General features: G+C 65.6%; 28 protein-coding genes and 4 tRNA genes. 25 read left to right on the top strand and 7 right to left on the bottom strand.

What is annotated here, in order from left to right; translation table 11 throughout:
- Positions 1 to 151 precede the first annotated feature (151 nt).
- Together EON91_RS02035 and EON91_RS02030 are read left to right on the top strand one after the other, a co-directional pair.
- Positions 152 to 580 (top strand): hypothetical protein, encoded by a 429-nt coding sequence (locus EON91_RS02035; RefSeq protein ID WP_292091251.1) that lies wholly within the window; start codon positions 152 to 154, stop codon positions 578 to 580.
- A 171-nt stretch (positions 581 to 751) separates the two neighbouring features.
- Positions 752 to 2,899 carry a sodium-translocating pyrophosphatase gene (locus EON91_RS02030; RefSeq protein WP_292091249.1) on the top strand — a complete coding sequence of 716 codons (2,148 nt, stop codon included), beginning with the start codon at positions 752 to 754 and terminating at the stop codon, positions 2,897 to 2,899.
- 76 nt (positions 2,900 to 2,975) lie between these two features.
- On the opposite strand, the gene bamE is transcribed toward EON91_RS02030, so the two are convergent.
- Positions 2,976 to 3,452 (bottom strand): outer membrane protein assembly factor BamE, encoded by a 477-nt coding sequence (bamE, locus tag EON91_RS02025; protein ID WP_292091247.1) that lies wholly within the window; start codon positions 3,450 to 3,452, stop codon positions 2,976 to 2,978.
- Between the two features lie 88 nt (positions 3,453 to 3,540).
- Here bamE and EON91_RS02020 point away from each other — a divergent pair, with 88 nt between their 5' ends.
- From EON91_RS02020 to EON91_RS01990, 7 genes are all read left to right on the top strand, one after another.
- Positions 3,541 to 4,068 (top strand): ubiquinol-cytochrome C chaperone family protein, encoded by a 528-nt coding sequence (locus EON91_RS02020; RefSeq protein WP_292091245.1) that lies wholly within the window; start codon positions 3,541 to 3,543, stop codon positions 4,066 to 4,068.
- The gene (locus EON91_RS02015; protein ID WP_292091243.1) at positions 4,065 to 4,589 is read left to right on the top strand and encodes a DUF177 domain-containing protein; all 525 of its coding nucleotides are present in this window, start codon (positions 4,065 to 4,067) and stop codon (positions 4,587 to 4,589) included. The genes EON91_RS02020 and EON91_RS02015 overlap by 4 nt, the downstream gene beginning before the upstream one ends.
- 94 nt (positions 4,590 to 4,683) lie before the next feature.
- Positions 4,684 to 5,763 carry a phosphate acyltransferase PlsX gene (plsX, locus tag EON91_RS02010; RefSeq protein WP_292091242.1) on the top strand — a complete coding sequence of 360 codons (1,080 nt, stop codon included), beginning with the start codon at positions 4,684 to 4,686 and terminating at the stop codon, positions 5,761 to 5,763.
- Positions 5,760 to 6,737, top strand: coding sequence for a beta-ketoacyl-ACP synthase III (locus tag EON91_RS02005; RefSeq protein WP_292091240.1), 978 nt, complete (start codon positions 5,760 to 5,762; stop codon positions 6,735 to 6,737). Before plsX ends, EON91_RS02005 begins: the two co-directional genes overlap by 4 nt.
- Before the next feature lie 71 nt (positions 6,738 to 6,808).
- The gene (locus tag EON91_RS02000) at positions 6,809 to 7,117 is read left to right on the top strand and encodes an integration host factor subunit alpha (RefSeq protein ID WP_292091239.1); all 309 of its coding nucleotides are present in this window, start codon (positions 6,809 to 6,811) and stop codon (positions 7,115 to 7,117) included.
- 4 nt (positions 7,118 to 7,121) lie between these two features.
- Complete coding sequence (locus tag EON91_RS01995; protein WP_292091238.1) at positions 7,122 to 7,550, top strand: MerR family transcriptional regulator; 429 nt, start codon at positions 7,122 to 7,124, stop codon at positions 7,548 to 7,550.
- A gap of 60 nt (positions 7,551 to 7,610) precedes the next feature.
- Positions 7,611 to 7,687 (top strand) — tRNA-Pro (locus EON91_RS01990).
- Between the two features lie 70 nt (positions 7,688 to 7,757).
- Here EON91_RS01990 and EON91_RS01985 read toward each other — a convergent pair.
- The gene (locus EON91_RS01985; RefSeq protein ID WP_292091236.1) at positions 7,758 to 7,964 is read right to left on the bottom strand and encodes a DUF2842 domain-containing protein; all 207 of its coding nucleotides are present in this window, start codon (positions 7,962 to 7,964) and stop codon (positions 7,758 to 7,760) included.
- Entirely contained in the window at positions 7,964 to 8,215 is a 252-nt protein-coding gene (locus EON91_RS01980; protein ID WP_292091235.1) for a transglycosylase, read from the bottom strand. The genes EON91_RS01985 and EON91_RS01980 overlap by 1 nt, the downstream gene beginning before the upstream one ends.
- A gap of 135 nt (positions 8,216 to 8,350) precedes the next feature.
- On the opposite strand from EON91_RS01980, the gene EON91_RS01975 reads away from it, so the two are divergent.
- On the top strand, positions 8,351 to 9,418 hold the full coding sequence (locus tag EON91_RS01975; RefSeq protein ID WP_292091233.1) for a COX15/CtaA family protein: 1,068 nt from the start codon (positions 8,351 to 8,353) through the stop codon (positions 9,416 to 9,418).
- Here the strand turns inward: EON91_RS01975 and EON91_RS01970 are convergent.
- Positions 9,387 to 10,787 (bottom strand): alkaline phosphatase PhoX, encoded by a 1,401-nt coding sequence (locus EON91_RS01970; protein ID WP_292091232.1) that lies wholly within the window; start codon positions 10,785 to 10,787, stop codon positions 9,387 to 9,389. The two genes, EON91_RS01975 and EON91_RS01970, sit on opposite strands and share 32 nt — an antisense overlap.
- 283 nt (positions 10,788 to 11,070) lie before the next feature.
- On the opposite strand from EON91_RS01970, the gene rplM reads away from it, so the two are divergent.
- From rplM to argC, 4 genes are all read left to right on the top strand, one after another.
- Positions 11,071 to 11,547 (top strand): 50S ribosomal protein L13, encoded by a 477-nt coding sequence (gene rplM, locus EON91_RS01965; protein ID WP_292091230.1) that lies wholly within the window; start codon positions 11,071 to 11,073, stop codon positions 11,545 to 11,547.
- A gap of 53 nt (positions 11,548 to 11,600) precedes the next feature.
- The gene (rpsI, locus tag EON91_RS01960) at positions 11,601 to 12,038 is read left to right on the top strand and encodes a 30S ribosomal protein S9 (RefSeq protein WP_292091256.1); all 438 of its coding nucleotides are present in this window, start codon (positions 11,601 to 11,603) and stop codon (positions 12,036 to 12,038) included.
- 71 nt (positions 12,039 to 12,109) lie between these two features.
- The gene (locus tag EON91_RS01955; RefSeq protein WP_292091229.1) at positions 12,110 to 12,373 is read left to right on the top strand and encodes a hypothetical protein; all 264 of its coding nucleotides are present in this window, start codon (positions 12,110 to 12,112) and stop codon (positions 12,371 to 12,373) included.
- A complete protein-coding gene (gene argC / locus EON91_RS01950; protein WP_292091228.1) occupies positions 12,370 to 13,305 on the top strand; it encodes an N-acetyl-gamma-glutamyl-phosphate reductase in 936 nt (311 codons plus the stop codon). Before EON91_RS01955 ends, argC begins: the two co-directional genes overlap by 4 nt.
- Before the next feature lie 4 nt (positions 13,306 to 13,309).
- Here argC and EON91_RS01945 read toward each other — a convergent pair whose 3' ends face one another.
- Together EON91_RS01945 and phaC are read right to left on the bottom strand one after the other, a co-directional pair.
- Complete coding sequence (locus tag EON91_RS01945) at positions 13,310 to 13,687, bottom strand: hypothetical protein (RefSeq protein ID WP_292091227.1); 378 nt, start codon at positions 13,685 to 13,687, stop codon at positions 13,310 to 13,312.
- Positions 13,684 to 15,627, bottom strand: a complete 1,944-nt coding sequence (phaC, locus tag EON91_RS01940) for a class I poly(R)-hydroxyalkanoic acid synthase (protein WP_292091226.1) — start codon at positions 15,625 to 15,627, stop codon at positions 13,684 to 13,686. Before phaC ends, EON91_RS01945 begins: the two co-directional genes overlap by 4 nt.
- Positions 15,628 to 15,697: 70 nt before the next feature.
- Here phaC and EON91_RS01935 point away from each other — a divergent pair, with 70 nt between their 5' ends.
- The 11 genes from EON91_RS01935 to EON91_RS01885 all read left to right on the top strand — a co-directional run bounded on the left by EON91_RS01935 (position 15,698) and on the right by EON91_RS01885 (position 23,234).
- Positions 15,698 to 16,165, top strand: a complete 468-nt coding sequence (locus EON91_RS01935; RefSeq protein ID WP_292091225.1) for a hypothetical protein — start codon at positions 15,698 to 15,700, stop codon at positions 16,163 to 16,165.
- A 63-nt stretch (positions 16,166 to 16,228) separates the two neighbouring features.
- A complete protein-coding gene (gene glpX / locus EON91_RS01930; RefSeq protein WP_292091224.1) occupies positions 16,229 to 17,182 on the top strand; it encodes a class II fructose-bisphosphatase in 954 nt (317 codons plus the stop codon).
- Position 17,183: 1 nt separating this feature from the next.
- The gene (gene recJ / locus EON91_RS01925) at positions 17,184 to 19,001 is read left to right on the top strand and encodes a single-stranded-DNA-specific exonuclease RecJ (protein ID WP_292091223.1); all 1,818 of its coding nucleotides are present in this window, start codon (positions 17,184 to 17,186) and stop codon (positions 18,999 to 19,001) included.
- A gap of 88 nt (positions 19,002 to 19,089) precedes the next feature.
- Positions 19,090 to 19,164, top strand: a tRNA-Glu gene (locus tag EON91_RS01920).
- 178 nt (positions 19,165 to 19,342) lie between these two features.
- Positions 19,343 to 19,900: a cold-shock protein gene (locus EON91_RS01915; RefSeq protein ID WP_292091222.1), complete on the top strand. Its 558-nt coding sequence runs from the start codon at positions 19,343 to 19,345 to the stop codon at positions 19,898 to 19,900.
- A 26-nt stretch (positions 19,901 to 19,926) separates the two neighbouring features.
- The gene (locus EON91_RS01910; RefSeq protein ID WP_292091221.1) at positions 19,927 to 20,406 is read left to right on the top strand and encodes a DUF192 domain-containing protein; all 480 of its coding nucleotides are present in this window, start codon (positions 19,927 to 19,929) and stop codon (positions 20,404 to 20,406) included.
- 57 nt (positions 20,407 to 20,463) lie between these two features.
- A tRNA-Pro gene (locus tag EON91_RS01905) sits at positions 20,464 to 20,540 on the top strand.
- A 185-nt stretch (positions 20,541 to 20,725) separates the two neighbouring features.
- Positions 20,726 to 21,754 carry a histidine kinase gene (locus EON91_RS01900; RefSeq protein ID WP_292091220.1) on the top strand — a complete coding sequence of 343 codons (1,029 nt, stop codon included), beginning with the start codon at positions 20,726 to 20,728 and terminating at the stop codon, positions 21,752 to 21,754.
- A 66-nt stretch (positions 21,755 to 21,820) separates the two neighbouring features.
- The gene (locus tag EON91_RS01895) at positions 21,821 to 22,126 is read left to right on the top strand and encodes an ETC complex I subunit (protein ID WP_292091218.1); all 306 of its coding nucleotides are present in this window, start codon (positions 21,821 to 21,823) and stop codon (positions 22,124 to 22,126) included.
- A gap of 152 nt (positions 22,127 to 22,278) precedes the next feature.
- Positions 22,279 to 22,355 (top strand) — tRNA-Arg (locus tag EON91_RS01890).
- Between the two features lie 75 nt (positions 22,356 to 22,430).
- Positions 22,431 to 23,234 (top strand): hypothetical protein, encoded by an 804-nt coding sequence (locus tag EON91_RS01885; protein ID WP_292091217.1) that lies wholly within the window; start codon positions 22,431 to 22,433, stop codon positions 23,232 to 23,234.
- A gap of 153 nt (positions 23,235 to 23,387) precedes the next feature.
- On the opposite strand, the gene EON91_RS01880 is transcribed toward EON91_RS01885, so the two are convergent.
- Positions 23,388 to 24,497 carry a WcbI family polysaccharide biosynthesis putative acetyltransferase gene (locus EON91_RS01880; RefSeq protein ID WP_292091216.1) on the bottom strand — a complete coding sequence of 370 codons (1,110 nt, stop codon included), beginning with the start codon at positions 24,495 to 24,497 and terminating at the stop codon, positions 23,388 to 23,390.
- Positions 24,498 to 24,535 lie beyond the last annotated feature (38 nt).

Here is a 24,535-nt window from a genome sequence, read left to right as displayed (position 1 = left end):
TTGCACGTCCCGCTGACCTGCGTCGGGCGGGTTGTCGAGGGCGGGGGGCTGCGGGTTCTGTATCAGGGGCATCCTGTGACGCCGAAGTGTACCGGCTGGACCCACGGCTAACGTTGGGACTTCCGTAACCGGGCCGGGGCAAAGTGCTGACATGCGCCGCAGAACCCTGATCGCCGCCGGAACGACCGTCGCCCTGGCGCCGCACACGGCGCTGGCCAGTGATCCCAAGCCTGGCGCCGCACCGGCCACGCTGGAGATCGAGAATCTGGGCCTGCCGGTGATCGCCGATGGGCGATTGCGCAACTATGTCTTCGTCGAGGTGCGACTGCTGATCGCGCCCGGCCAGCCGCAGGAGGCGGTGCGGGTCAAGGCGCCGCATCTGCGCGACGCCCTGGTGCGGGCGGCCCACGCCACCCCGTTCACGCGGCCGAACGACTGGAACAGCCTGGACGCAACGGCACTGTCCGCCGCCATGATGCGGGCGGCGGCCACCATTGTAGGACTAGGGATGGTCACGCGCGTCGAACTGGTCGCCCAGACGCCCAGACGTCGGCTGCGAGCGCCCAACAGCCAAGCTTGAGATAACGCCGGTTGCGCCCTTTGGACGCATGAGGCACCGTCACTGTGCAATTCCCCGAACGGACGCACTGTCGCGTCCTTCGCGGCCGGGGGGACCGGAAGGCGGCAGAGGCGAAAACGCCCGCCGCGCCAAGGGCCGGACGCGCCTGTTGCACAAGGGAACGAAACGCCAATGACCTCTTACCTATGGCTGGTCATAGGGGCAGGTGTGCTGGGGGTGCTTTACGGCGCCATCCAGACGGCTGCGCTCATGAAATCCAGCGCCGGCAACGACAAGATGCGCGAGATCGCTGCGGCGATTCAGGAAGGCGCATCCGCGTACCTCCGTCGGCAGTACATGACGATCGGCATGGTCGGGATCGTCATCCTGATTCTGGCCTGGCTCCTGATCGGGCCCTATGCGGCCATCGGCTTCCTGATCGGCGCCGTGCTTTCGGGCGCGGCCGGATTCGCGGGCATGCTGATCTCGGTTCGGGCCAACGTCCGCACGGCACAGGCCGCGTCGGAAAGTCTGTCCAAGGGCCTGAATCTGGCCTTCCGGTCAGGCGCCATCACCGGCATGTTCGTGGCGGGCGGCGCCCTGATCGGCGTGGCCGGCTACTATGCCGTGCTGACGCAGGGTCTGGGGCTGGAAAGCACCAGCCGCGCGGTCATCGACGGCCTGGTGGCGCTGGGCTTCGGCGCCTCTCTGATCTCCATCTTCGCGCGACTGGGCGGCGGCATCTTCACCAAGGGCGCCGACGTGGGCGGCGACATGGTGGGCAAGGTCGAGGCGGGTATCCCCGAGGACGATCCCCGCAACGCCGCCACCATCGCCGATAACGTGGGCGACAACGTCGGCGACTGCGCCGGCATGGCCGCCGACCTGTTCGAGACCTATGCGGTGACCACGGTCGCCACCATGGTGCTGGCGGCCATCTTCTTCCGTGCCCAGCCCTATGTTGAGGTGATGATGCTGCTGCCGCTGGCGATCTGCGGCATCTGTATCGTGACCTCGATCATCGGCACCTTCTTCGTCCGCCTGGGCAAGAGCGGCAATATCATGGGGGCCCTGTATCAAGGGCTGATCGTCACCGGCGTGCTGTCGGTCGTCGCGGTCTGGTGGGTCATCAACCAGTTGATGCCCGGCGCGGTCGAAACGTCCAGCGGCCTGCTGATCCAGCCGATGAACCTGTTCTGGGCGGGCATGGTCGGCCTGCTGGTGACGGCGGCCATTGTGGTCATCACCGAATACTATACCGGCACGGGCTTCCGGCCGGTGAAGTCGGTGGCCAACGCCTCGGTGTCGGGTCACGGCACCAATGTGATCCAGGGTCTGGCGGTCTCGCTGGAGTCCACGGCCCTGCCGGCGCTGACGATCATCGTCGGCATCATCGCCAGCTATCAACTGGCGGGCCTGTTCGGCATCGCCATCGCCACCACGACCATGCTGGGCGTGGCGGGGATGATCGTGGCGCTGGACGCCTTTGGTCCGGTCACGGACAATGCGGGCGGCATCGCCGAAATGGCGGGCCTGCCGGCGGAAGTGCGTCATTCGACCGATGCGCTGGACGCCGTAGGCAACACGACCAAGGCCGTGACCAAGGGCTATGCCATTGGTTCGGCGGGTCTGGGCGCGCTGGTGCTGTTCGCCGCCTATACGTCGGACCTGCAGTATTTCGCGGCCAATCCGGCGGACTATCCCTTCTTCGCCGGGATGGGGGCGGTCGCGTTTGACCTGACCAATCCCTATGTCGTCGTTGGCCTGCTGTTCGGGGGGCTGCTGCCCTTCCTGTTCGGCGGGATGTCGATGATGGCCGTGGGCCGGGCCGCCGAGGCCGTGGTGGCCGAGGTGCGTCGCCAGTTCCGCGAAAACCCCGGCATCATGACGTTCCAGACCAAGCCCGAATACGGCAAGGCGGTGGACATCCTCACCAGCGCGGCGATCCGCGAGATGATCGTGCCGTCGTTACTGCCGGTGCTGTCGCCGATCGTGCTGTTCGTGGCCGTCAACCTGATGGCGGGCAAGGCCAACGCCTTCGCCGCCCTGGGCGCCATGCTGATGGGGGTGATCGTCACCGGCCTGTTCGTGGCCGTGTCGATGACCTCCGGCGGCGGGGCGTGGGACAACGCCAAGAAGCTGATCGAGGAAGGCTTCACCGACCGCAACGGCCAGACCCACGGCAAGGGCTCAGAAGCCCACAAGGCCGCGGTGACGGGCGATACGGTGGGCGATCCCTACAAGGACACGGCCGGTCCGGCCGTGAACCCGATGATCAAGATCACGAACATCGTGGCGCTGCTGCTTCTGGCCGTACTGGCCAGCGGCCGGTTCGGATAGGAACACCTGTTTCGAACGAGAAAGCCCCCGGAGAGCGATCTCCGGGGGCTTTTTCTGTTCAGGAGCTGCCGAGGAACTAGTCCGGGCGGCGCTGGCCGGGGGCGTCGCGGTCGGTTTCCGGCAGTTGGCCCCGGCCGACGTTGCCGAGAAGTTGCTCCAGGATGGTCAGCTGGCGGCCCCGGGTCGGGGTTTCGCGCCCTTCCATGTTGACGTTCTTGCCGTCACCAAGGCCGAGGGTACGGACGGCGGCGACCTTGTCGCCCTCGTCGAAGGTGATCTCGGTCACGCTGCGCTGGGTCACCTGGGGCAGGTTGTAGGTGTATTTTTCGGTCGTCTGGCTGATGTAGTACCAGACGTTGTCGCCTTCGAAGGTCGAGGTGGTCGAGGGCGAACCCAGACGCGACAGGACGGTTTCCTTGGTGTCCTCGCCGGCCTTTACGTCGGCGGGCTTGGTATCGATCACCTGAAAGCCGTTGGAGCCGACCATGGGCGCGCAGGCCGTGGTCAGGCCCGCCAGGGCGGCGGCGACGAAAATCGACTTGAAACGATGCATGTGCGAGCGCCTGCGACAGAACAAGGTCTTTGACCTAGCCGGACGCGCGTCCTAGTTCAACGGCGCGGCGGAAAAGGGGCCGTAGAACATGTTTGCAAAACTACTGGGCCGACGCGCCAACCCCCGGATCGGCGACACCCTGTACGGGTTCGCGGTCGAGCAGGCGCGGACACCGGCCTTCTATACCCGGTTGGGCGTGGCCGACCGGATCGATGCGCGTTTCGAGCTCTACACCCTGCATGTCCTGCTGCTGGTGATGCGGTTGAGGGACGAGGGCGAGACCGGGGCCGACATGGGGCAGACCCTGTTCGATACCTATGTCTCGGCGCTTGATCATGCGCTGCGTGAACTGGGCGTCGGCGACATTTCGGTGGGCAAGAAGATGCGCAAGCTGGGCGAGGCGCTGTACGGCCGCATGACCGCCTATGAGGCGCCGCTGCGCGCCGGAGACACGACCGCCCTGTCCGATGCGTTGGCGAAGAATATTTACGAGGGCGACGACGCCACCGGTGCTCCGGCGCTGGCGGCCTATGCCGTGGCCAGCCGCGCACAGCTGGCGACCCAATCGCTATCAGACATCACAAAGGCCCCGAAATGGGCGGAGATTTCACAATGAGCGCGCCTGCGCCCGTCTTCAGCGAACAGATTCGGTTGCACCAGATCGGCGCAGGCCTGCACCGCACGCTGGAGCCCGATCAGGAGGTCCGCGCGCGGATCGCAAAGGCGCTGGATCTGCAGGCGCTGGACAGTTTCGTCGCTGATCTGGAACTGACGCCATCGGCCAGCGGCTGGACCTTGTCGGGGCGTGTCCGGGCAAAGGTCGTTCAGACCTGCGGCCTGACGCTGGAGCCGCTGCCGGCGACGGTGGATCAGCGATTCTCGCTGGGTCTGACCGAGGCGGTGGAGCCGTCGGAAGACGACGAGATCGACATCACCATGGACGACGAATCGCCCGATCCGATCGAGGACGGGCGCATCGATCTGGGCCAGTATGCGGTGGAACAGCTGGCGCTGGCGCTGGATCCGTTCCCCCGCAAGGCGGGCGCGACCTTTGTCCAGCCGCAAGAACCGGTCGAAATCTCGCCCTTTGCGGCGCTTAAGGCGTTGCAGGATCGAAAGCCGTCCGACGAAAGTTGACGTAGAGGCCGGGCGGTAGCATCCCACGGTTGCGACATTCTGGTTCGACGCCCAATACAAGCGCTGCGACAGACGGCGTGACGGAGTTTCATACTTGCCATCTCGAACGCTGATCTCCCTCGACGCCATGGGCGGCGATCACGGCCCGCCCATCGTCGTCGCCGGGGTGCGGGACTATCTGCGCCGCCGCGACGCCGAGGGCGTCGATTTTGTCCTGCATGGCGACGAGGCGGCGATCCAGGCCGAGATCGATCGGCTGAAGGTCGATCCGTCGCGCATCGCCGTGCGTCATACCGACAAGGTCGTGGCCATGGACGAAAAGCCCGCCCAGGCCATGCGCCGGGGCAAGGGCTCCAGCCTGTGGAATGCCATCGAGAGCGTGAAGACGGGTGAGGCGGGCGCCGTGGTGTCGGCGGGCAACACCGGCGCCCTGATGGCGATCTCGAAGCTGATCCTGCGCATGGCCGCGCCGGGTCTGGAGCGTCCGGCCATCGTCGCCAGCTGGCCGACCATGCGCGGAATCACGGCGGTGCTGGACGTGGGCGCCAACATCGGTAGCGACGCCGAGCAACTGATCGAATTCGCCATCATGGGCGAGGCCTTCCAGGCGGCGGTGCATGGCGTCGAGCGGCCCAGCGTAGGCCTGCTGAACGTCGGATCCGAAGACATGAAGGGCCACGAAGAGGTGCGCGAGGCGCATGCCCTGCTGCGCGGCGGTGCGGTCGAGTTGAACTATCACGGCTTTGTCGAGGGTGATGACATCGCCAAGGGCACGGTCGATGTGATCGTCACCGACGGCTTCACCGGCAATATCGCGCTGAAGACGGCCGAGGGCACGGCGCGCTTCATCTCGGCCCTGCTGAAGGATGCGTTGATGTCCGGCGTGCAGGCCAAGCTGGGGGCGCTGATCGCTCTGCCGGCGTTGCGCAAGATGCGGGCGCGGATCGATCCCAGCACCATCAACGGCGGCCCGCTGCTGGGCCTGAACGGCATTGTGGTGAAAAGCCATGGCGGCGCCGATGCCCGCGGATTCGCAAACGCCATTCGCATCGCGGCCGACCTGGCCCGCAGCGACTATCTGACCAAGGTGGGGACCAGCCTGGCGAAGCTGAGCGACGTCATGGCCCACCAGAGCGACGGCGACGCTGCCGTGTCGCAGGAGAAGACCCAGTGAGCGTCCTTCGCAGCGCCGTGACGGGCGTGGGCTCGTACCTGCCCGAAAACATCGTCACCAATCAGGATCTGGCCGCCATCGTCGACACCTCTGACGAATGGATCGTCGAGCGGACCGGCATCCGCCAGCGCCACCGGGCGCGCGACGATCAGCCGACCAGCGACCTGGCGACGGAGGCCGCAAAGCGGGCCCTGATCGCAGCGGGGCGCGTGGCGTCGGACGTGGATCTGATCGTGGTCGCGACCACGACGCCGGATATGACCTTCCCTGCAACCGCCTCCATCGTGCAGCGCAAGTTGGGCGCCCCCGTAGGCATCGCCTTCGACGTTCAGGCCGTCTGCTCGGGATTCGTCTATGCGTTAAGCGTCGCTGACGGCTTCGTCGCGCGCGGTCTGGCGAAATGCGCCCTGATCATCGGCGCCGAGGAAATGACCCGGCTGATGGACTGGACCGACCGGTCCACCTGCGTCCTCTTCGGCGACGGCGCGGGCGCGTTCGTGGTCGAACCGCGTGAAGGGAAGGGGACGTCGGCGGACCAGGGTTTGCTGGGCTTCGCCCTGCGCTGCGACGGGAACAAGACAGACCTGCTGTATGTCGACGGCGGTCCCGCCACCACGGGCACCGTGGGGCATCTGCGCATGGCCGGAAACCAGGTGTTCCGCCACGCCGTCATCAACATCGCCGAGGCCATCACGGCGGCGGCCGAAGCGTCGGGCATCACCATCCCCGAGGTCGACTGGTTCGTGCCCCACCAGGCCAACCAGCGGATCATTCGCGGGGTCGGCGAACGGCTGGGTCTGGACGAGCACAAGGTGATCTCGACCGTTGCGGAACACGCCAACACCTCGGCCGCATCGATCCCGCTGGCCATGGACACGGCCATGAAGGACGGGCGGATCAAGAAGGGCGACCTGGTCCTGCTGGAGGCCATGGGCGGCGGCCTGACCTGGGGCGCCTGTGCGGTGCGGCTCTAGAGCGCGATTCCGCTCTTTGATTTCTCACGACTTTGCCCTCTTATGCGACGGGAACGGAGTGGGAGCTCGACATGGCGGGACAACAGACCCTGACGCGCGCAGATCTGTGCGAGGCGGTCCACGAGGAAGTGGGCCTGTCGCGCCATGAATGCTCGGGTCTGGTCGAGCGCACGCTGGAGCTGATCGTCGAATCGCTTGAACGCGGCGAGCTGGTGAAGTTGTCCGGATTCGGCGTGTTCCAGATTCGCGCCAAGCGCGCCCGCATGGGCCGTAACCCCAAGACCGGCGAGCCGGCGGCCATCACCCCGCGCCGGGTGATCAGCTTCCGCGCCTCGCAGATCATGAAGGGCCGGGTCCAGGACGCGGTCGTCGAGGGCTGAACCCGTGGCCAAGAGCCCCGACGCCTTTCGCACCATTTCCGAAGCCGCCGAAGAGGTCGGCGCGCCGCAGCACGTCCTGCGGTTCTGGGAGGGGAAATTCCTCTTCATCACCCCGGTGAAGCGCGCAGGCGGGCGACGATTCTATCGTCCTCAGGACATTGTGTTGCTGAAGGCCGTTCGTCGCCTGCTGCACGACGAGGGCCTGACCATCAAGGGCGTCCAGCGTCTGCACAAGGATCAGGGCCTGAAGCGCCTGGCCGCCTATGGCGACCCTGACGGCGCTGCGGGTCTGATGCTGGATGGCGCAGTACTGGACCGGCCGACGCCGTCATCGACCGGCCGCGCCATCGCCGCAGATGATGATCGGCTGGCCGCCATTCTGATCGAACTGGAAGGCGCCCAAGCGCGCCTTGAGGCCGTTCTGCAAAGATAAGCGCAATGCCTGCTTTTAGGGTTTGCGGGGCGACGGGACGCCGTCTATAGGGAGCGCCTTCGGAGCGTGGCGCAGCCTGGTAGCGCACTTGACTGGGGGTCAAGGGGTCGCAGGTTCGAATCCTGTCGCTCCGACCATTTGAACCGCTCGGTTCGTTTGGTTTTGCAGCGGGCGGCCCTGAGCGATCGGGCCGCCCGTTCGCTTTTGTCAGCCGCCCTTTGACCCACGTTCAGCCCAGCGTAGCAGCGGGATGATGGGCACGCCCCAAGCGATACCGGCGACGCCGTAGAACAGCAGGTCGATCCAGGGCGATTTGGGCAGGATCGCGCCGATCGACACGACCGCCCAGACGAAGAAGATCAGGAACAGAACCACGCCGATGGTGGCGATGAAGCGGCGGCTGCGCGCGCCCATCAGCGCTTGTTCCTGAACAGGAAGTAGGCGACCAGGCAGATGACCGAGGCGACCAGGGCCCACAGCAACCAGGTCCAGTCCTCAAGCGTCGAGATGGCGAAGACGCGAATGGCTAGAAAGGCGCCGCAGGCCGCGCCGACGCCGGACACCAGCAGGGTGGCCGCCACGCCCCGCCGACCGGATAACTGATCGGCGATGACCGCCAGAATGACCACGCCGACCAAGGCGATGAGGATTTCGGTGTATTGCACGCCCGGCTCCGGATGGGTTGCGGCGTAAAGTCCGCGGAATGCGACTCGATCTTGCCACGAGAGAGGGGCATACCGCCCCGGTCGTCGCCGGATCAAAGGCGGCGTCACCTTATCCGGACCAGCGTCGGGCGTCGAATGAACCGTTTTGTCAGCAGGGACCGCAGTCGCGCGGTCGCAATCTGGCTGTTCACCTGTGCGGCCCTGGTGTTCGCCATGGTGGTGGTGGGCGGTGTCACCCGCCTGACGGGCTCGGGCCTGTCGATCACGGAATGGAAGCCGATCATGGGCGCGCTGCCGCCGATGAACGCGGCCGACTGGAACGACGCCTTCGAGAAATACAAGCTGATCCCCCAGTACGCCCAGGTGAACGCCGGCATGACGCTGGGCGAATTCAAGGGCATCTTCTTCTGGGAGTGGTTCCACCGGCTGCTGGGGCGGTTGATCGGCGTGGCCTTCGCCGTGCCGTTCCTGATCTTCGTCGTTCTGCGCCGACTGCCGCAGCGGTTGATGCTGCGGTGTGTGGTGCTGCTGGGGCTGGGCGGGCTGCAGGGGCTGATCGGCTGGTGGATGGTGACCAGTGGCCTGTCGGAACGGGTTGATGTGGCGCCGGAGCGGCTGACGATCCACCTGGGGCTGGCGCTGGTGATCTTCATGGGCCTGATCTGGACCGGGCTGGAGGCCCTGAACGGCGAGGCGCACGGGCGATCGCCCAGGGGCTGGACCCGCGGCGCGGCCGTGCTGCTGGGCCTGGTGTTCATGCAGTGTTTGCTGGGCGGACTGGTGGCCGGGGCCAAGGCCGGCTTCATCTATACGGACTGGCCGCTGATGAACGGTGACTTCCTGCCGCCGGCCGATTGGTCAAAGGGCGGACTGACCTTCCTGCACGATCAGGCGCTGGTGCAGTTCAATCACCGGATGACGGCCTATGCGCTGATGCTGTTCGCCACGGTCTATGCCTTCCAGGCGTGGCGCTGGCGGCTGGCCGAGGGGCTGGGGTTCGCAGCGTTTGTGCTGGCGGTCGCGGTGTGGCTGCAGGCGGGGCTGGGGATCGTTACCCTGGTCCACGCCGTGCCGGCGTGGCTGGGCGGCCTGCATCAGGCGGGCGCCGCTGTCGTGCTGGCGCTGGCGACGCTGAACCTGTGGCTGGTGCTGCGGTCCCAGCCCCGGCTGTTCATGTCCGGACCGAGGACCACGGCCCTCTGATCGCGATCGTCAGGCCGGGGTACATGATGTTCACGAACAGCACCTGCCCATCGGGCGAGAAGGTGGCCCCCGCGAACTCGGCGTTTCCCGTGAAGACGTTGCGGCCGATCGTGTAGACGCGGCCATCCGGCGTCACGCCCTTGATGTGATTGCGGACAGTGTCGGAGTAATTGTCCTCACACACCACCAGATGACCCCACGGTGCGACCGTCAGGTTGTCGCCCATGTTCAGGGTCTTTTCGTCGGCGCTTTCGACAAACAGCTGGATGCGCCCCGGACGACGCGCCTCGCCGCGACGGCCTTCCTGGGGCGAGGGGACGTAGCGCATGATCTGGCCGCGTTGCAGCGGGCCGCCCGAGGTCGCGGTCAGCCACATCTCGCCGTCGCCCCAGACGATACCCTCGCCCCGCGCCACCAGGGCCGCGCCGTCGGCGTGGCCGCGCATCCGCAGGTCGCCGTTCGGGCTTTCGACGTCGTCCACGTCGATCCAGACCACTTCGCGCCAGTCGCCGACGGCCCAGGCACGGTTCTTGTGGTTGGTGGTGTCGGCGCCCTTGTGGCCCCGGAACGCCATGGCCTGAAGCCGTCCGCCCCTGGTCAGTTCGCCCGGCGTTTCGGGGATGAAGCGGTAGAACAGGCTGTCGACCTTGTCTTCGGTCAGGTAGACGATGCCGGTGCGCGGATCGATGCAGACAGCCTCGTGTTCGAAGCGGCCCATGGCCTTGAGCGGCACGGCCTCGACCAAGCCCATGGCGCGGGCGGGGACCTCGAAGACATAGCCGTGTTCGCGGGTCACGTCGGCGTCGGCCGGGGTCTCTTCCGTCTCCTCGCAGGTCAGCCAACTGCCCCAAGGCGTGACGCCGCCGCAGCAGTTGGTGCTGGTGCCGACCAGGGACAGGTGCTGACGCACGGTGCGGCGGGTCTCCAAGTCATAGATCAGGGTCGTCGTGCCGCCGGGCAGGGGACGGCCATCCTTGAAGGTGTCGTAGGCGCGCGAGGCGTCGATCAGCCCGATCCGTTCCTGACGAATACCGGCGGGCCCCTGATTGCGATGGGTGATACTCTTGGGTTTCAGCTCGTGATTGCGGACCAGGGCGATCTGCGAACCACCCAGGGCAAAACAACCCATGCCGTCGATGGCGCCCGGGACCAGCAGGCCATCGGTCATCGTTTCGCCTGCCTGGGAGATGATCTGGTACGAGAACCCCTGAGGCAGATCCAGAAGACCGCTGGGATCACGGACAAGATCCCCGTAACCCTCGACCTGATTAAGGTACGTCTCCTCGGACGCCAGGGCATGACGCGACAGGCCGGAGAAGGCCAGCGCGGCTGCGCCCGCGGTCATCAGTCCGCGACGGTGGAAACGCATGAGTTGGACTCCCGATCTGCGGTTCCGCTTAGACCGGGCGTTCGTAACGCGGCAACTATGATTGGATGACGATTGGACGACGAACGGCAATCTGCGACGTCTGATCGCACGAAGAGGCGTGGTATTTTAATACCGTATTAAAAAACACGCGTGATTTGCGTATCTTAGCGCAAATAAGCGACGCACAATGGCATTGACCTTGGGCGCAGCATCCCCTATCAGCACGCCTTCCGCTCGTTCCGGTCTCCGGGATGGGCCAGATCATCGTCTCTGGAACCTGACCATGTTGAAGACCACCACGGCTTCGATGAAGCCGGCAGAGGTCGAAAAGAAGTGGATCCACATCGACGCCGAAGGCGTCGTGGTGGGCCGCCTCGCGACCTTCATCGCCAACCGCCTGCGCGGCAAGCACCTGCCGACCTACACCCCGCACGTTGACATGGGCGACTACGTCGTCGTGACCAACGTCGACAAGGTGGTGTTCACCGGCAAGAAGAACACCGACAAGGTGTACTACCGTCACACCGGCCACCCGGGCGGGGTCAAGGAAACAACCCCGGCCAAGGTGCTGGGCGGCCGCTTCCCCGAGCGCGTCCTGGAAAAGGCCGTCGAGCGCATGCTGCCGAAGGAAAGCCCGCTGGCCCGCAAGCAGATGACGCACCTGCGCCTGTTCGCCGGCGCCGCGCACGACCACGAAGCCCAACAGCCCGAGACCATCGACTTCAAGTCGGCCTCGGCCAAGAACACCCGGAGCGTCTGAGCATGACCGACGTGACTGCTACGGAAGCCACCGGCTTCGACGCCCTGAAGGGCATGGGCACCGCCGTCTCGGAAGAGATCGTTCGCGAGCCGAAGATCGACGCCCTTGGCCGCTCTTACTCGACCGGCAAGCGCAAGAACGCCATCGCCCGCGTGTGGGTGAAGCGCGGCACCGGCAAGATCACCGTCAACGGCAAGGAGCTGAACGCCTACTTCGCTCGCCCTGTGCTTCAGATGATGGTCGCCCAGCCGCTGAACGTGGCCGACCGCGCCACCCAGTATGACGTGATCTGCACCGTCGAAGGCTCGGGCCTGTCGGGCCAGGCCGGCGCCATCCGCCACGGCCTGTCGCACGCCCTGACTCACTATGAGCCGGAACTGCGCAAGGTCCTGAAGCCGCACGGCTTCCTGACCCGCGACAGCCGCGTCGTCGAGCGCAAGAAGTACGGCCGCGCCAAGGCTCGCCGTTCGTTCCAGTTCTCGAAGCGCTAACTCGCCACCGCGAGTGGGAATACAAGGGCGCTTCGGGGAAACCCGGAGCGCCTTTTTCTTTTGAGGTCAGCATGCCGACTTGGGTTCGATATTGTCTGCTGCTTGCTATGGCGGCGTGGTCCTTCTGGTACTTTGGACGAATGCTGGCTACGGGCCTACGAACCGGCCGGCTGATTGATAGTCGCCCCCCCGACGGAGTGCCTGTTACCCGCGAAAGCAAACCATTCGGCTTCTGGCTGGCCATGGCGATCTCCGGCTTGATGATTGTCGGGACGATCTATCTGGCGGTTTTGTTGACCGGCCATCTGATTGGCTATTGGGAGGCAGGTCTTTGACCCACACCATCTTCATCGACGGCGAGGCCGGGACCACGGGGCTGGAGATCCGCGAGCGGCTGGAGGCGCGCCAGGATCTGCAGTTGATGCTGCTGGGCGACCGGCGGCGCGATGTGGAGGCGCGGCGCGAGGCGCTGAATACGGCCGATGCGGTGATCCTGTGCCTGCCGGACGATGCGGCCAAGGAAGCGGTGTCGATGATCGACAATCAGGCGGTGCGGGTGATCGACGCCTCGACCGCTTATCGGGTTGATCCGGACTGGACCTATGGCTTCGCCGAGATGGCGGCAGATCAGCGCGAAAGGATCGCCGGCTCGACCCGCGTGTCGAACCCCGGCTGCTATCCGACCGGCTTTATCGGCCTGGTGCGGCCGCTGGTCAGCGCGGGGCTCATTCCGGCGGGCTGGCCGGTGACGGTCAACGCCGTGTCCGGCTATTCCGGCGGCGGCAAGGCCATGATCGCCGAGTTCGAAGCTGAGGGCGCATCGACCGCCTATCGCGCCTATGGGCTGAGCCTGCAGCACAAGCATGTGCCCGAGATGACGCGGCACACGGGGCTGGAGCGTGACGTCCTGTTCGCCCCGGCGGTCGGCGCCTATCGCCAGGGGATGCTGGTGGAGGTTCCGCTACATCTGTCGGCCCTGCCGGGTTCGCCGTCGATCGAGGTGGTCCACGGCGCACTGGTCGAACACTACACTGGCGCGCGGTTCGTCGAGGTGGCGGATCTGGAGGTGACCGAGGCGATGACCGGGCTGGAGCCCGAAGGGTTGAACGGCACCAACAGCATGCGGCTGCATGTCTTTGGCGACCGGAATGGCGAGCAGGCGCGGCTGGTCGCCCTGCTGGACAATCTGGGCAAGGGCGCGTCGGGCGCGGCGGTGCAGAACCTGAACCTTATGCTGGGCCTGGACGAGGCGACGGGCCTGGCCTGACGCCTTAACCGGCGCGGCGGGCCTTGAGCGCCGATTCCGCCGTCACGCCGAACCAAACGGCCGCGATGATGATCAGCAGGCCATAGTCGTGACCCGGCCACAGGATCGGGATGCCGGCCGCCAGGATCAGCAGCATCGGAAACAGGCCCGCCCAGGCAGCCGTGGCCGGGGCGTCCGCATGAATCATGGGCGGGCGAACCACGCCCGCGCGCTTGGCCCAGACGCCATTGAACAGCACAAAGAATACCGAACAGACGACGGCCAGGATCACATATTTGGCGGTATGACCCGGCTCTCCATACAAGCTAGCGGTCATGACCAGCAGGATCAGCGGGATCAGGGTCGAGATCGCCAGCAGCAGGTTGGGTTCGAGACGCTTCAAGACTTTACTTTCACATAGGCGCCGGGGGCCGGTTCAATGGGTTTCAGCGGCCCCGCGGACGGATCGCGCGCTGGGACCATCGGTCCGGACCGCTCATGCAGCCACGCGGCCCAGTGCGGCCACCAGCTGCCGGAATGTTCGACCGCTCCGGCCTGCCAGTCGACCAGGGCGTCGGGCAGGGCGTCGTTGGTCCAGTGGTTATACTTCTTCGCGTCCGGCGGATTGACCACCCCGGCGATATGGCCCGACCCAGCCAGGGTGTAGGTGACCGGCCCGCCGAACAATTTGGCCGACCGATAGACCGAGTTCATCGGTGCGATGTGGTCTTCCCTGGACGCCTGGAAATAGAGGGGGGTCTTGACCTTGGACAGATCGACGGTGACGCCGCCGATCTCGAACTCGCCCTTGGCCAGGGCGTTCTCGCCGTACATCCGGCGCAGATAATCCAGGTGCAGACGCTTGGGCATGCGGGTCTGGTCGGCGTTCCAGAACAGCAGGTCGAAGGCGGGCGGATCCTTGCCCAGCAGATAGTTGCTGACGAAGAAGGACCAGATCAGATCGTTGGCGCGCAAGGCGTTGAAGGTGTCGGCCATGGCTGCGCCGGGCAGGACGCCGCCCGCCTGATCCATCTTTCGCTCGATCTCGGCCAGCCAGTGTTCGTCGGTGAACAGGCGCAGGTCGCCCGCCTGTTCGAAATCGTGCTGGGCGGCGAAGAAGGTGGTGGCGTTGACCCGCGTGTCGCCTTTGGCCGCCATATGGCCCAGGCCGGCGCCCATCAGCGTGCCGCCGATGCAGTAGCCGACGGTGTTGATCGCATCCTGACCGGTCTGCTCGCGCACCTTGTCGATGGCGCGGAACAGGCCCTTTTCCAGATAGTCGTCAAAGCCGTAATCGGCCTTGTCCCGATCCGGATTGACCCAGGAGCAGACGAAGACGGTGAACCCCTGGGCTGACAGCCAGCGGATCATCGAGTTTCCGGGCTGCAGGTCCAGAATGTAGAATTTGTTGATCCACGGCGGGAAGATCAGCAGCGGGATAGCGTGCTGGGTCGGGGTGGCCGGGTCGAACTGGATCAGTTCAAACAGTTCGTCGCGCCAGACGACCTGGCCCGAGGCGGTGGCGACGTTCTCGCCGACCTTGAACCGGCCGTAGTCCGCCTGACTGATCGACAGTTTGCCGCCGCCGCGTTCGATGTCGGCGGCGAAATTCTGCATCCCCTTGACCAGCGACTCGCCGTTGCTCTCGGCCAACGCCTTTAGCGCGGCGGGATTGGAGGCCAGGAAGTTCGACGGCGAAAAAGCGTCGGTCAGCAGTTTGGTGAAGAATTCGGCTCGGCGGCGCACGGACGGGTCCACATCCTCGACACCCGAAATCAGGCCGTTCATCCAGTCCGCAGTGACCAGATAGGACTGGCGCATCACGTCGAACAGCGGGTTCTCGCTCCAGGCGGGATCCTTGAACCGTTTGTCGGCGGACGGGGCGGCGGGCGTGTCCTCGCCCATGGCGCGGCGGGTGGTGACAGCCCACAGGTCCATGTAGCGGCCGAACAGGTCGGCCTGGGCCTGGAACAGTTTTTCCGGACGCGAGGCCAACCCGGCCATGACCGCGCTCATCGCCGGCGCGACGTTCAGCGGATCGGGCGAAAGGGCGGCGGGACGGTCGGCCTGGGACAGGGCCGCCTCGGCGATGGCCGACTGGGCGATCATGGCCGCCTTGGCCAGATTCAGGGACAGGGTCTCAAGCGCCTGCTGCTGCTCCAGCCCCAGGCCGGGGGCGGGCGGCGCGGGCGGCGGGGTTTGCGGCGGCATTACAGGATCAGCAGCCATCTCAGGCGCCGGGGCCTTGGCGACGCGGGGCTTGGCCGGGCGCTTGGCCGAGGTCGGGCGGCCCGGCTTGCGCGGCGCGGTCGGGGCGGCGACCTTGGTCGGAGGCTTGGACATGAGGCTTCCTGCGGGCGTTTCCGGAGCGGGGCGAGGGCGGTCACCCTTCCGCCGAAGCGGATGATGGCATATGACCGGGGCTGAAATGAACGCTCTGCAGCGCAAAAAGACATTCGGTCGCCGTTCAACGCCGCTGGCCCTGGGCCTTTCGGGTCTGGCGCTGGCCGGATGCGCCGGATCATTCGCGCCCCGGACCGACCCTGAATCGCCTCTGGCCCCCCGCGTCGAGGCGTTGGTGGCCGCTAACCGGACCTATCCGCGCTGGGCCGACTTCCCCACGGCGACCGCGCTGACGCCGCCGGCCCAGATCGCGGGGCGCGTGGCCGGGCTGAACACGACCAGCATCGCTCTGGCGGCCGAAGTGGCGGGGCTAGAGTGGACCCTGGCCGATCCCGATGCGTTCGCGGCGGACGTGATGCGCCAGATCGATTCGACTCCCATCGACCCGACCTCCGCCCAAACCCTGGCCGAGATCGAGGCCTTTGCGGAATCCCTGCGGCAGAGGGGCAAGGCGCCGCCGCCCGTAGATCGCCGCTGACACCCTTCAAACCATCGCCCGGGCGACAGAATCCGGGGATCATCGTCTCAGGAGACCTCGCCCATGGCTGATCAGCCCTATTCTTCCTCGCTCGCCGCCGATGCGGCCCGCGTCACCGAACTGGCCGCCATCGCCGCCTATGCCCAGATCGGGCGGGGCGACGAGAAGGCCGCCGATCAGGTGGCGGTCGACGCCATGCGCACGGCGCTGAACAGCCTGGATATCGACGGCAAGATCGTGATCGGCGAGGGCGAGCGCGACGAAGCGCCGATGCTGTATATCGGCGAGAAGGTCGGCACCGGCAAAGGCCCGGCCATCGACATCGCCCTGGACCCGCTGGAAGGCACGACCCTGACCGCCAAGGCCATGGCCAATGCCCTGGCGGTGCTGGCCATGTCGCCGGGCGGCGGCATGCTGCACGCGCCGGACACCTATATGGACAAGATCGCCATCGGGCCGGGCTATGCGCCGGGTCTGGTGGATCTGGACCGCACGCCGCAGGAGAACGTCACGGCTCTGGCCAGGGCCAAGGGCGTGCGGCCGGACGAGATCACCGTCTGCGTCATGGACCGGCCGCGCCATGCCGAGTTGATCGCGGCCCTGCGCTCGGTCGGGGCCAAGGTGCTGCTGATCACCGACGGCGACGTGGCGGGCGTGATCCACACCGCCGAGCCGGAAACCGGCATCGATCTGTACATCGGCCAGGGCGGCGCGCCGGAAGGCGTGCTGGCGGCGGCGGCGCTGAAATGCGTCGGCGGTCAGTTCCAGGGCCGTCTGGTGTTCCGCAACGAGGACGAGCGTGAGCGCGCCCGCCGCACCGGCGTCACCGACTTCGACCGCAAATACGATCTGCACGAATTGGTGTCGAAGGACGCCGTATTCGCCGCCACCGGGGTGACCAAGGGCGCCATGCTGGATGGGGTGAAGGTCGAGCGCGGCTTTATCAGCACCCACACGCTGGTCATGGATTCCAGCACCAAGACGGTGCGTCGCATCCGCATGATCCGCCCGGTCTGAGATGGCGGACGGGCCGATCACGGGCGCCGCGCCGGCCTTTCTGAACGTCGAGCGATCCTTGTCGGGCCGGGCGTGGCGACAGCGTCCCGCCGAGCCCGCTGTCGTGCGCGGCCACATGCAGGCGCTGGGGCTGGACGAGCCGCTGGCGCGGGCGCTGGCCTCGCGCGGTGTGCAGGTCGGGCAGGGCGAGGATTTCCTGACGCCGACATTGAGAGCGCTGTTCCCCGATCCGTCCAGCTTTATGGACATGGATACGGCGGCAGCAGCCATTCTGGACGCGATGCAGGCGGGCCAGAGCATCCATGTCTTTGCCGACTATGACGTCGACGGCGCCAGCAGCGCCGCCTTGCTGGTGCGCTGGTTCCGGGCGCTGGGGGCGGAACTGCCGATCTATGTCCCCGACCGGATGAAGGAAGGCTATGGCCCCAGCGCCGCGGCGTTTGACACGCTGAAGGCGTCCGGCGCCGATCTGGTCATCACCGTGGATTGCGGCGCGGCGGCGAACGAGGCCGTGGCCCATGCGGCGGCCATCGGCCTGAAGGTCGTAGTCATCGACCACCACATGATGCGCGAGGAGCCGCCCGTCTGCGCCGCCGTGGTCAACCCGAATCGGCCGGGCTGCAACTCGGGTCAGGGCAATCTGGCGGCGGCGGGCGTGGTGTTCGTGCTGCTGGCGGCGCTGAACCGCGAGGCGCGGGGCAGGGGCCTGTTCGCCGAGACGAAAGAGCCGGACATCCGCCAATGGCTGGACCTGGCCGCCTTGGGCGCCATCTGCGACGTGACGGGCCTGACCGGTTTCAACCGGGCGCTGACGCAGCTGGGTCTGAAGGTCATGTCCGACTGGAACAATCCCGGCCTGCGCGCGCTGCTGGCCGTTGCGGGCAGCGAACCGGGACCGGCCAAGGTCAATCACGCGGGCTTCATCCTGGGGCCGCGTATCAACGCCGGCGGGCGGATCGGCCGCTCGGATCTGGGCGCACGCCTTCTGTCCACGGATGACGAAGCCGAGGCCCGGACACTGGCCGCCGAATTGGACCGGCTGAATGTCGAGCGTCGCGAAGTCGAACGACTGGTGACCGAAGAAGCCATGCGCCGGGTCGAGATGACGCGGGCGCATGACGACGGCTCGCCCATTGTCGTGGTGGTGGGCGAGGACTGGCACCCCGGCGTGGTCGGCATCGCCGCCGGGCGGCTGCGCGAACGCTGGCGCAAGCCGGTCGTGGTGATCGGGCTGGATCCGGTGACGGGCATCGGCAAGGGCTCTGGCCGGTCGCAACCCGGCATGAATCTGGGCCGGGCGGTTCAGGCGGCATGGGAGCAGGACCTGCTGCTGGCCGGCGGCGGCCACGCCATGGCGGCGGGCCTGACGGTGCGCGGCGACGGGATCGATGCCCTGCGCGCCTTCCTGGCCGAACGGTTGGCGGACGAGCATCAGTTGGCGGTCGAACAGGATCTTGTCGATGTGGACGTGCTGATCGATCCCCGCGCAGCGACGCGGGATCTGTTTGAGGCGTTCGAGCGACTGGCTCCATTCGGACCCGCTAATCCGGAGCCGCTGTTCGCCTTGCATAGCGTGCAGGCGCGCGAGCCTGTGGCGATGAATGGCGGCCACGTCCGGTGCCGGCTGGTGGGGGCTGACGGCTCCTCGGTCCGCGCCATCGCCTGGCGCTGCGCCGATCTGCCGACCGGGCAGGCGCTGCTGTCGGGGCAGGGCGGACTGAGTGTCACCGGTCGTCTGAAGGCCGACGACTGGAACGGTCGGCGCGGCGTCCAGTTCGAGATTGAGGACGTCGCGGACCCCCGAATGGCCCAGCCGTAACGCTGTTCGCACGTCATTCGAAAAAACTGCAGGCTTGGCGCTTGCAAGCTCAGGAATCGGCGGCTATTACCCCGGTCCTCCGCGCAGCGGTCCCTTCGTCTATCGGTTAGGACGTCAGGTTTTCAACCTGAAAAGAGGGGTTCGACTCCCCTAGGGACTGCCACGCGGAGTTTCCCCCTGACATCACTATTACGTCCCTGCCGACACCCTTTGCTGCGGGTTGGGGACTGTTGCGTGCGTGTCAGCCACACCCCTTAAAATAGTCATTTTTCACTTTTCCCGGTTTCGCAGAACCGTGTTAAGCATGAAAGGGTCTGCGTAGAGGGGCAGGCGGGGGTGACATGTTGGCTGAATACACGGACCTGGAGGCGACGGGCATACGCATCGCCGGTCGGGTGAAATGGTTCGATCCGGGCAAGGGCTATGGCTTTATCGTGCCCGACGATCCCCAGATGACCGACATGAAGGATGTGCTTCTGCACATCACCAGCCTGCGTGACGCGGGTCGCGACACTGCGCCCGAGGGCGCGCCGATCACCGTCGAATGCCTGCGCCGTGCCAAGGGCTGGCAGGTGACCCAGATCGTTGAGCTGGGCGAAGGCGACCCGATCGTCATTGCGCCGCGCCGCAGCTATGACAGCCTGCGCACCGATTTCGCTCCCGACAGCACGACGGACGACGCCGTCGGCGCCCTGGAACGCGCCGTGGTCAAATGGTTCAATCGCACAAAGGGCTACGGCTTCGTTGTGCGCGACGGCGAACCGGGTGATATCTTCGTCCATGTGGAAACGTTGCGTCGCTGCGGTCTGGAAGACCTGCTGCCCGGCGACACCGTCTCCGTGCGTTTCGCCAGTGGCCCCAAGGGGCTGGTGGTGGCCGAGATCAGACCGGGCGGGTGACCCCCGCCCCATGAGGCGAGGAAGTCATGTTGAACCGCAGGATCGCCCTGGGCGCTGTCGTCGCCGTTTTCCTGAGTGTTTCAGGCGCGGCGTGCGCCCAGCGGACGCCAGTGGACGCCACAGGGCGGGCGCTGGAGCCGCTGATGATCGTCACCAGGACCGGCGAGCATAAGTTCATGGTCGAGATCGCCGACGACGAGGCGGAACGTCAGCGCGGACTGATGTACCGACCGCCACTTGAGGATGACCGGGGCATGCTGTTCCAGTTCCCGGATGTCTCGGAGCGTTCGTTCTGGATGCACAACACGCCCAGCTCGCTGGACATTATCTACATCGACCCCAAGGGACGAATCGTATCGATCGCCAAGCATACGACGCCCATGTCGGATGCGCCTGTGCCGTCGAACGGCGCCGCCAACGGCGTGCTGGAATTGCGCGCCGGTAGGGCCGACGAGATCGGCGCAGCGCCCGGTGACGAAGTGCGGCACACCTTCTTTCGTCCCTGACAGCAACCGCCTGTTGTGACGGCGGCCAAGCCGTGGCAAGAGACCCGTCCGTCGGTCCGGGGTGTAGCGCAGCCTGGTAGCGCATCTGGTTTGGGACCAGAGGGTCGGAGGTTCGAATCCTCTCGCCCCGACCACGGATTAAGCGATAACCGAAGACCGCCCATGAGGGCGTCCGGACAGCCCCGCACATTTCGCCCCAAGTCCTGCAGTTAGCCGGATATTCGTCGCGTTTTGAAACAGTGTGCGTATTGGTCGTGTTACAGACGGTCCAGTTCAAGCGACCGTGTCGGACAGAATGACGACCCCGAAGCGAAACATCGTGCTTCTGAATCTTGTCCTGTGGACAGCAACCTTCGCCACCTTCACGGGGCAGGGTTTCGTCATGGGCTACATGTCCGTGCATCTCGGGGTCTATTCGATCCTGAGCCTGCTCTTCGGGTTCTGCGGTTGTCTGGCGCTGCATGCGCTGATCGATCACCTGAAGGCGCTGGACCGATGGCGCTGGCTTGTGATCAGTGTGGCGGCGATCGGCATGATGCTGATCCATTCCGTTCTGGACGTAGTGCTTCAGCAGTTGCTCTGGCCGCTGATCATGCCGAGCATCAAGGCCCCGCCGCTGACGATGGGCGTGGTCACCAACATTCTATCGCTGACCCAAGTCTATATGCTGTTCATCGTCGGCGCGGCGCTGATCTATTCGAATGCTACCCTGCGACAGAAGGATCAGGTCCTGGCCCGGTCGCAGGCCGCAGCCCAGGAGGCGCAGCTTGCGGCGCTGCGGTTTCAGATCAATCCGCACTTCCTGTTCAATGCGTTGAACGCGGTGACATCGCTTATCTCTTCCGGGCGTAATGCGGAGGCGGAGCGGGCCAGCACGACCCTGGCCGACTTCATGCGCGCGTCGCTGGAGATCGACCCCTCGATGCTGGTCACCCTGGGCCAGGAAATCGACGCCGTGGCGACCTATATGGATATCGAGCAGATCCGGTTCGGGGACCGGTTGTCGGTGTTCTTTGACGTGCCCGAGGACCTGTTGTCCCTGACCATACCGCCGCTATTGCTGCAGCCGTTGTTTGAGAACGCCGTCAAGCACGGGTTGGCGCGATCAATTGATCCGGTGACGATCCGGTTGAAAGCCGAGCGTCTTGAGGCGGGGGTGGCGTCGATCACCGTGGTCAACGAGGCCCAGGGGCTGGCGCGTCTGGATGCGCGGCCGGCGCAAGGCACCGGAACAGGTCTGGCCAACATCCGATCGCGCCTGGCGGGCCTGTACGGCGATGCGGGACGGCTGGAGACACAGGTCATGGGCAACGGCTTCTCCGCGTCAATCTTCCTGCCAGTGAGCTGAGCGAGCGCTGGACCGGCCCGGGCCGCCGGGCTATGCACCGCCACCGAGACAAAGCAGGAGTTCGGCATGCTCGCGCGCATCTATCGCCCCGCCAAGACCGCCATGCAGTCGGGCAAGGCCAAGAGCCGCGACTGGCGTCTGGAATTCGAGCCCGCATCGGCCCGCACCATCGATCCCCTGATGGGCTGGACCAGTTCCAGCGACATGAACGGCCAGGTGCGTCTGACCTTCGACAGCAAGGAAGAAGCTGTCGAATACGCCGAGCGTCACGGCATTCCGTTCCGCCTGCACGAGCCGAACGAGGCGCCGGCGATCATCAAGGCCTATGCCGACAATTTCGCCACCAACCGCAAACAGTCCTGGACGCACTGATCGTCCAGTTCGGGCGCCCATAGCTCAACCGGATAGAGCACCTGCCTTCCAAGCAGTTTTCCCGTTCTCTATGTCGCTGAAATACAACGCATTTTACCCGTCCATCCAACTTTCAGGCGGTAGCCCGTCCAACTTTGTTTCTGAGAAGTTCCGCGCCCTTAGCTCAACCGGATAGAGCACTCGCCTTCTAAGCGAACGGTTGCAGGTTCGAGTCCTGCAGGGCGCGCCATCTTCACGCGGCGTTATCCGTCACGATGCCGCGCTTGATCTGGGCGTTCCTGGCGACGGTTGTGTCGCGGGCTAGATGTTCGCGAAAGCGGACCTGGAGGTGCGGGTCGATGACGTCTGGCTGACGCAGAGCCAGTTCACGTTCAGCGGCACGCTGCTGGAGGGTGGCGGCTATCAGGGCGGGACGGTCACGCTGAACACGCCCGCGACCGGCACGGTGCTTATCCGTCGCCATATCGCGCCGGCGCGGACCAGCAACTATGCCCGGCGAAACAATGTGCCGGTGCGCGCCATCGATATGGCGTTCAACCGTCTGACGGCCGTCGACCAGGACATGCGCCGCGATCTGGACCGGATCGAAGATGACTTCGCCGCCGTGGTGACGGAGGCGGCGGCGGTAGTCGCCGGTGCTGTTGCAGCCGATGCCGACCGCGCGGAAGCGGCCGAGTCCGGCGCCATCGCGGCGGAAACCGAGGCGCAGGGGTGGGCCCAGGCGGCTGGAACCGAGCGCGACGGCGCGGAGGCGGCGAAGACCGACGCGCAACAAGTCCTTGCAGACATCGGTGCGGCCATTCAGGCGGCACAGGACGCGGACGGTGACGCCGCTGTTGCGGGGGCCATTGCTGGTCAAGCAGCGGGGGCCGCGGCGGGCGAGGCTGCTGCTGAAGTGGTGGGGGCGACGAAGGCCGACTTGGCTGGCGGGCGCGCGCTTACCGACCTGCCCACCTGGAGGACGAGTCTTCAGGTCATCCGCGCCGTCACGCCGGAACAGGCGGCGACCGCATCCCTTCGGCGTGAAGGTAAAACGATATGTAGAAGGGCGTCTCCCAAGCGGGAGTTCTACCGTACGGACGAGAAAGTCCTCAGCCACGAGAAGTGAGTATATAGCAGCAAGATTTCCATTTCGGAACTTGGTGTCGCGGGACAGCAGCACTGGCCCCCGCAGGAGCACATAACCAGATGGCCTGGATCTCGTTGTCCTCGGTAATCGCCGTGTTGGGGGCAATACTAAGGATGCTCTTTTGGAAGGAGTTCATGAGACCGGGGCTATTGCATTAGTTTGTGAGGGCGAGCCGTCATTTGCGGCAAGGATGGCGTCGGCCTCATCCATCCGCTTCGCACGCCGAAGAGCAGTCCAATAACGAGTGCGATTGGTGTCGCTAGGATCAAGCTTCCATATCCGTCCGCGCACATCAGCCGCCTCGCTCCATCTGCCGGCCTTGATTAGAGCCGTTGCATAGAACGCGTGAACCATGGCGCTGTCGGGCAACTCGCGGGAGGCCTGTTCAAACGAGTGTATCGCCTCCTCACCTTTAGCCAGCTTGTCCCGTCCCTCCTGAAACGCCTCGTTGTAGGACATGTCGTACAGACGCAGCAGGCGCTCCTCGAACGTGAAGTCGCCCTCTAGCCAGAAGGTCCATTTTCGTTCTTTTGCCCACTCCAGACCCAAGGCATCGGCCACTTGTGGGTGCACGGGCGCCTCGACAGGCTGAATGCCGTAATCGGTCACTCGCGCTGCCGCCTCCTCCTGAGCCGCCGCTACGTCAGCAAGTGGAAGCCGCTCGATGATCTGCGCTACCATATAGGACAGGAGCGGGCCGTTGGGGTGATTGGCGGTCCTCATGCTCTGGCCCACCTGCATTTGGTCCCAAATCGGAAAGTCGGAAAGGGCATCGATCTGGCGAGCCTTGGCCTCATTTATGCGTCTGAGGCGCTCCAGCGGGAACCGCTTGGTCACGTCCACCGAAAAGTAGGCATCCAGCAGGCTTTCCTTAGGGACGCCCTTGGCCCTCAACTCATCAACCAGGGCGTCGCAGATGGTGTAGGGAAAGTGTGCATCCCTAGCCGTCCTCTCCTTGACCCGACGCTGAAACGGGATGAGGGGCCAAGGGTAGTTGATCAGCGCCGCCGGGTAGCGAATGTGGGTCGCGCCGGTCGGCAAGTCGGCAACGGTGAAGTCGTCCCAGCTATGCGTCGCCTGCTGGACAACAACGGCAACCCGGTCGCGCATTGCGGCGAAATCCTGCGGCCGCCGCGTGAACAGAACATCGAAGCGTTCCTTGACCTCAGGAATCGCAAGCAGAATCCCACGGATAGCCCCGCTCTGACAGTTCCCCAAGCAGGCGATGACGGGCTTGTTCATACCGTGACGCTATCCATCTAAACCCCGCGTGTGAAGAC

The sequence above is a fragment of the Brevundimonas sp. genome, assembly GCF_004210735.1.
Taxonomy (GTDB): Bacteria; Pseudomonadota; Alphaproteobacteria; order Caulobacterales; family Caulobacteraceae; genus Brevundimonas.
Note: the sequence above shows the minus strand (reverse complement) of the source record. Positions and strands in the feature narration are given on the sequence as shown.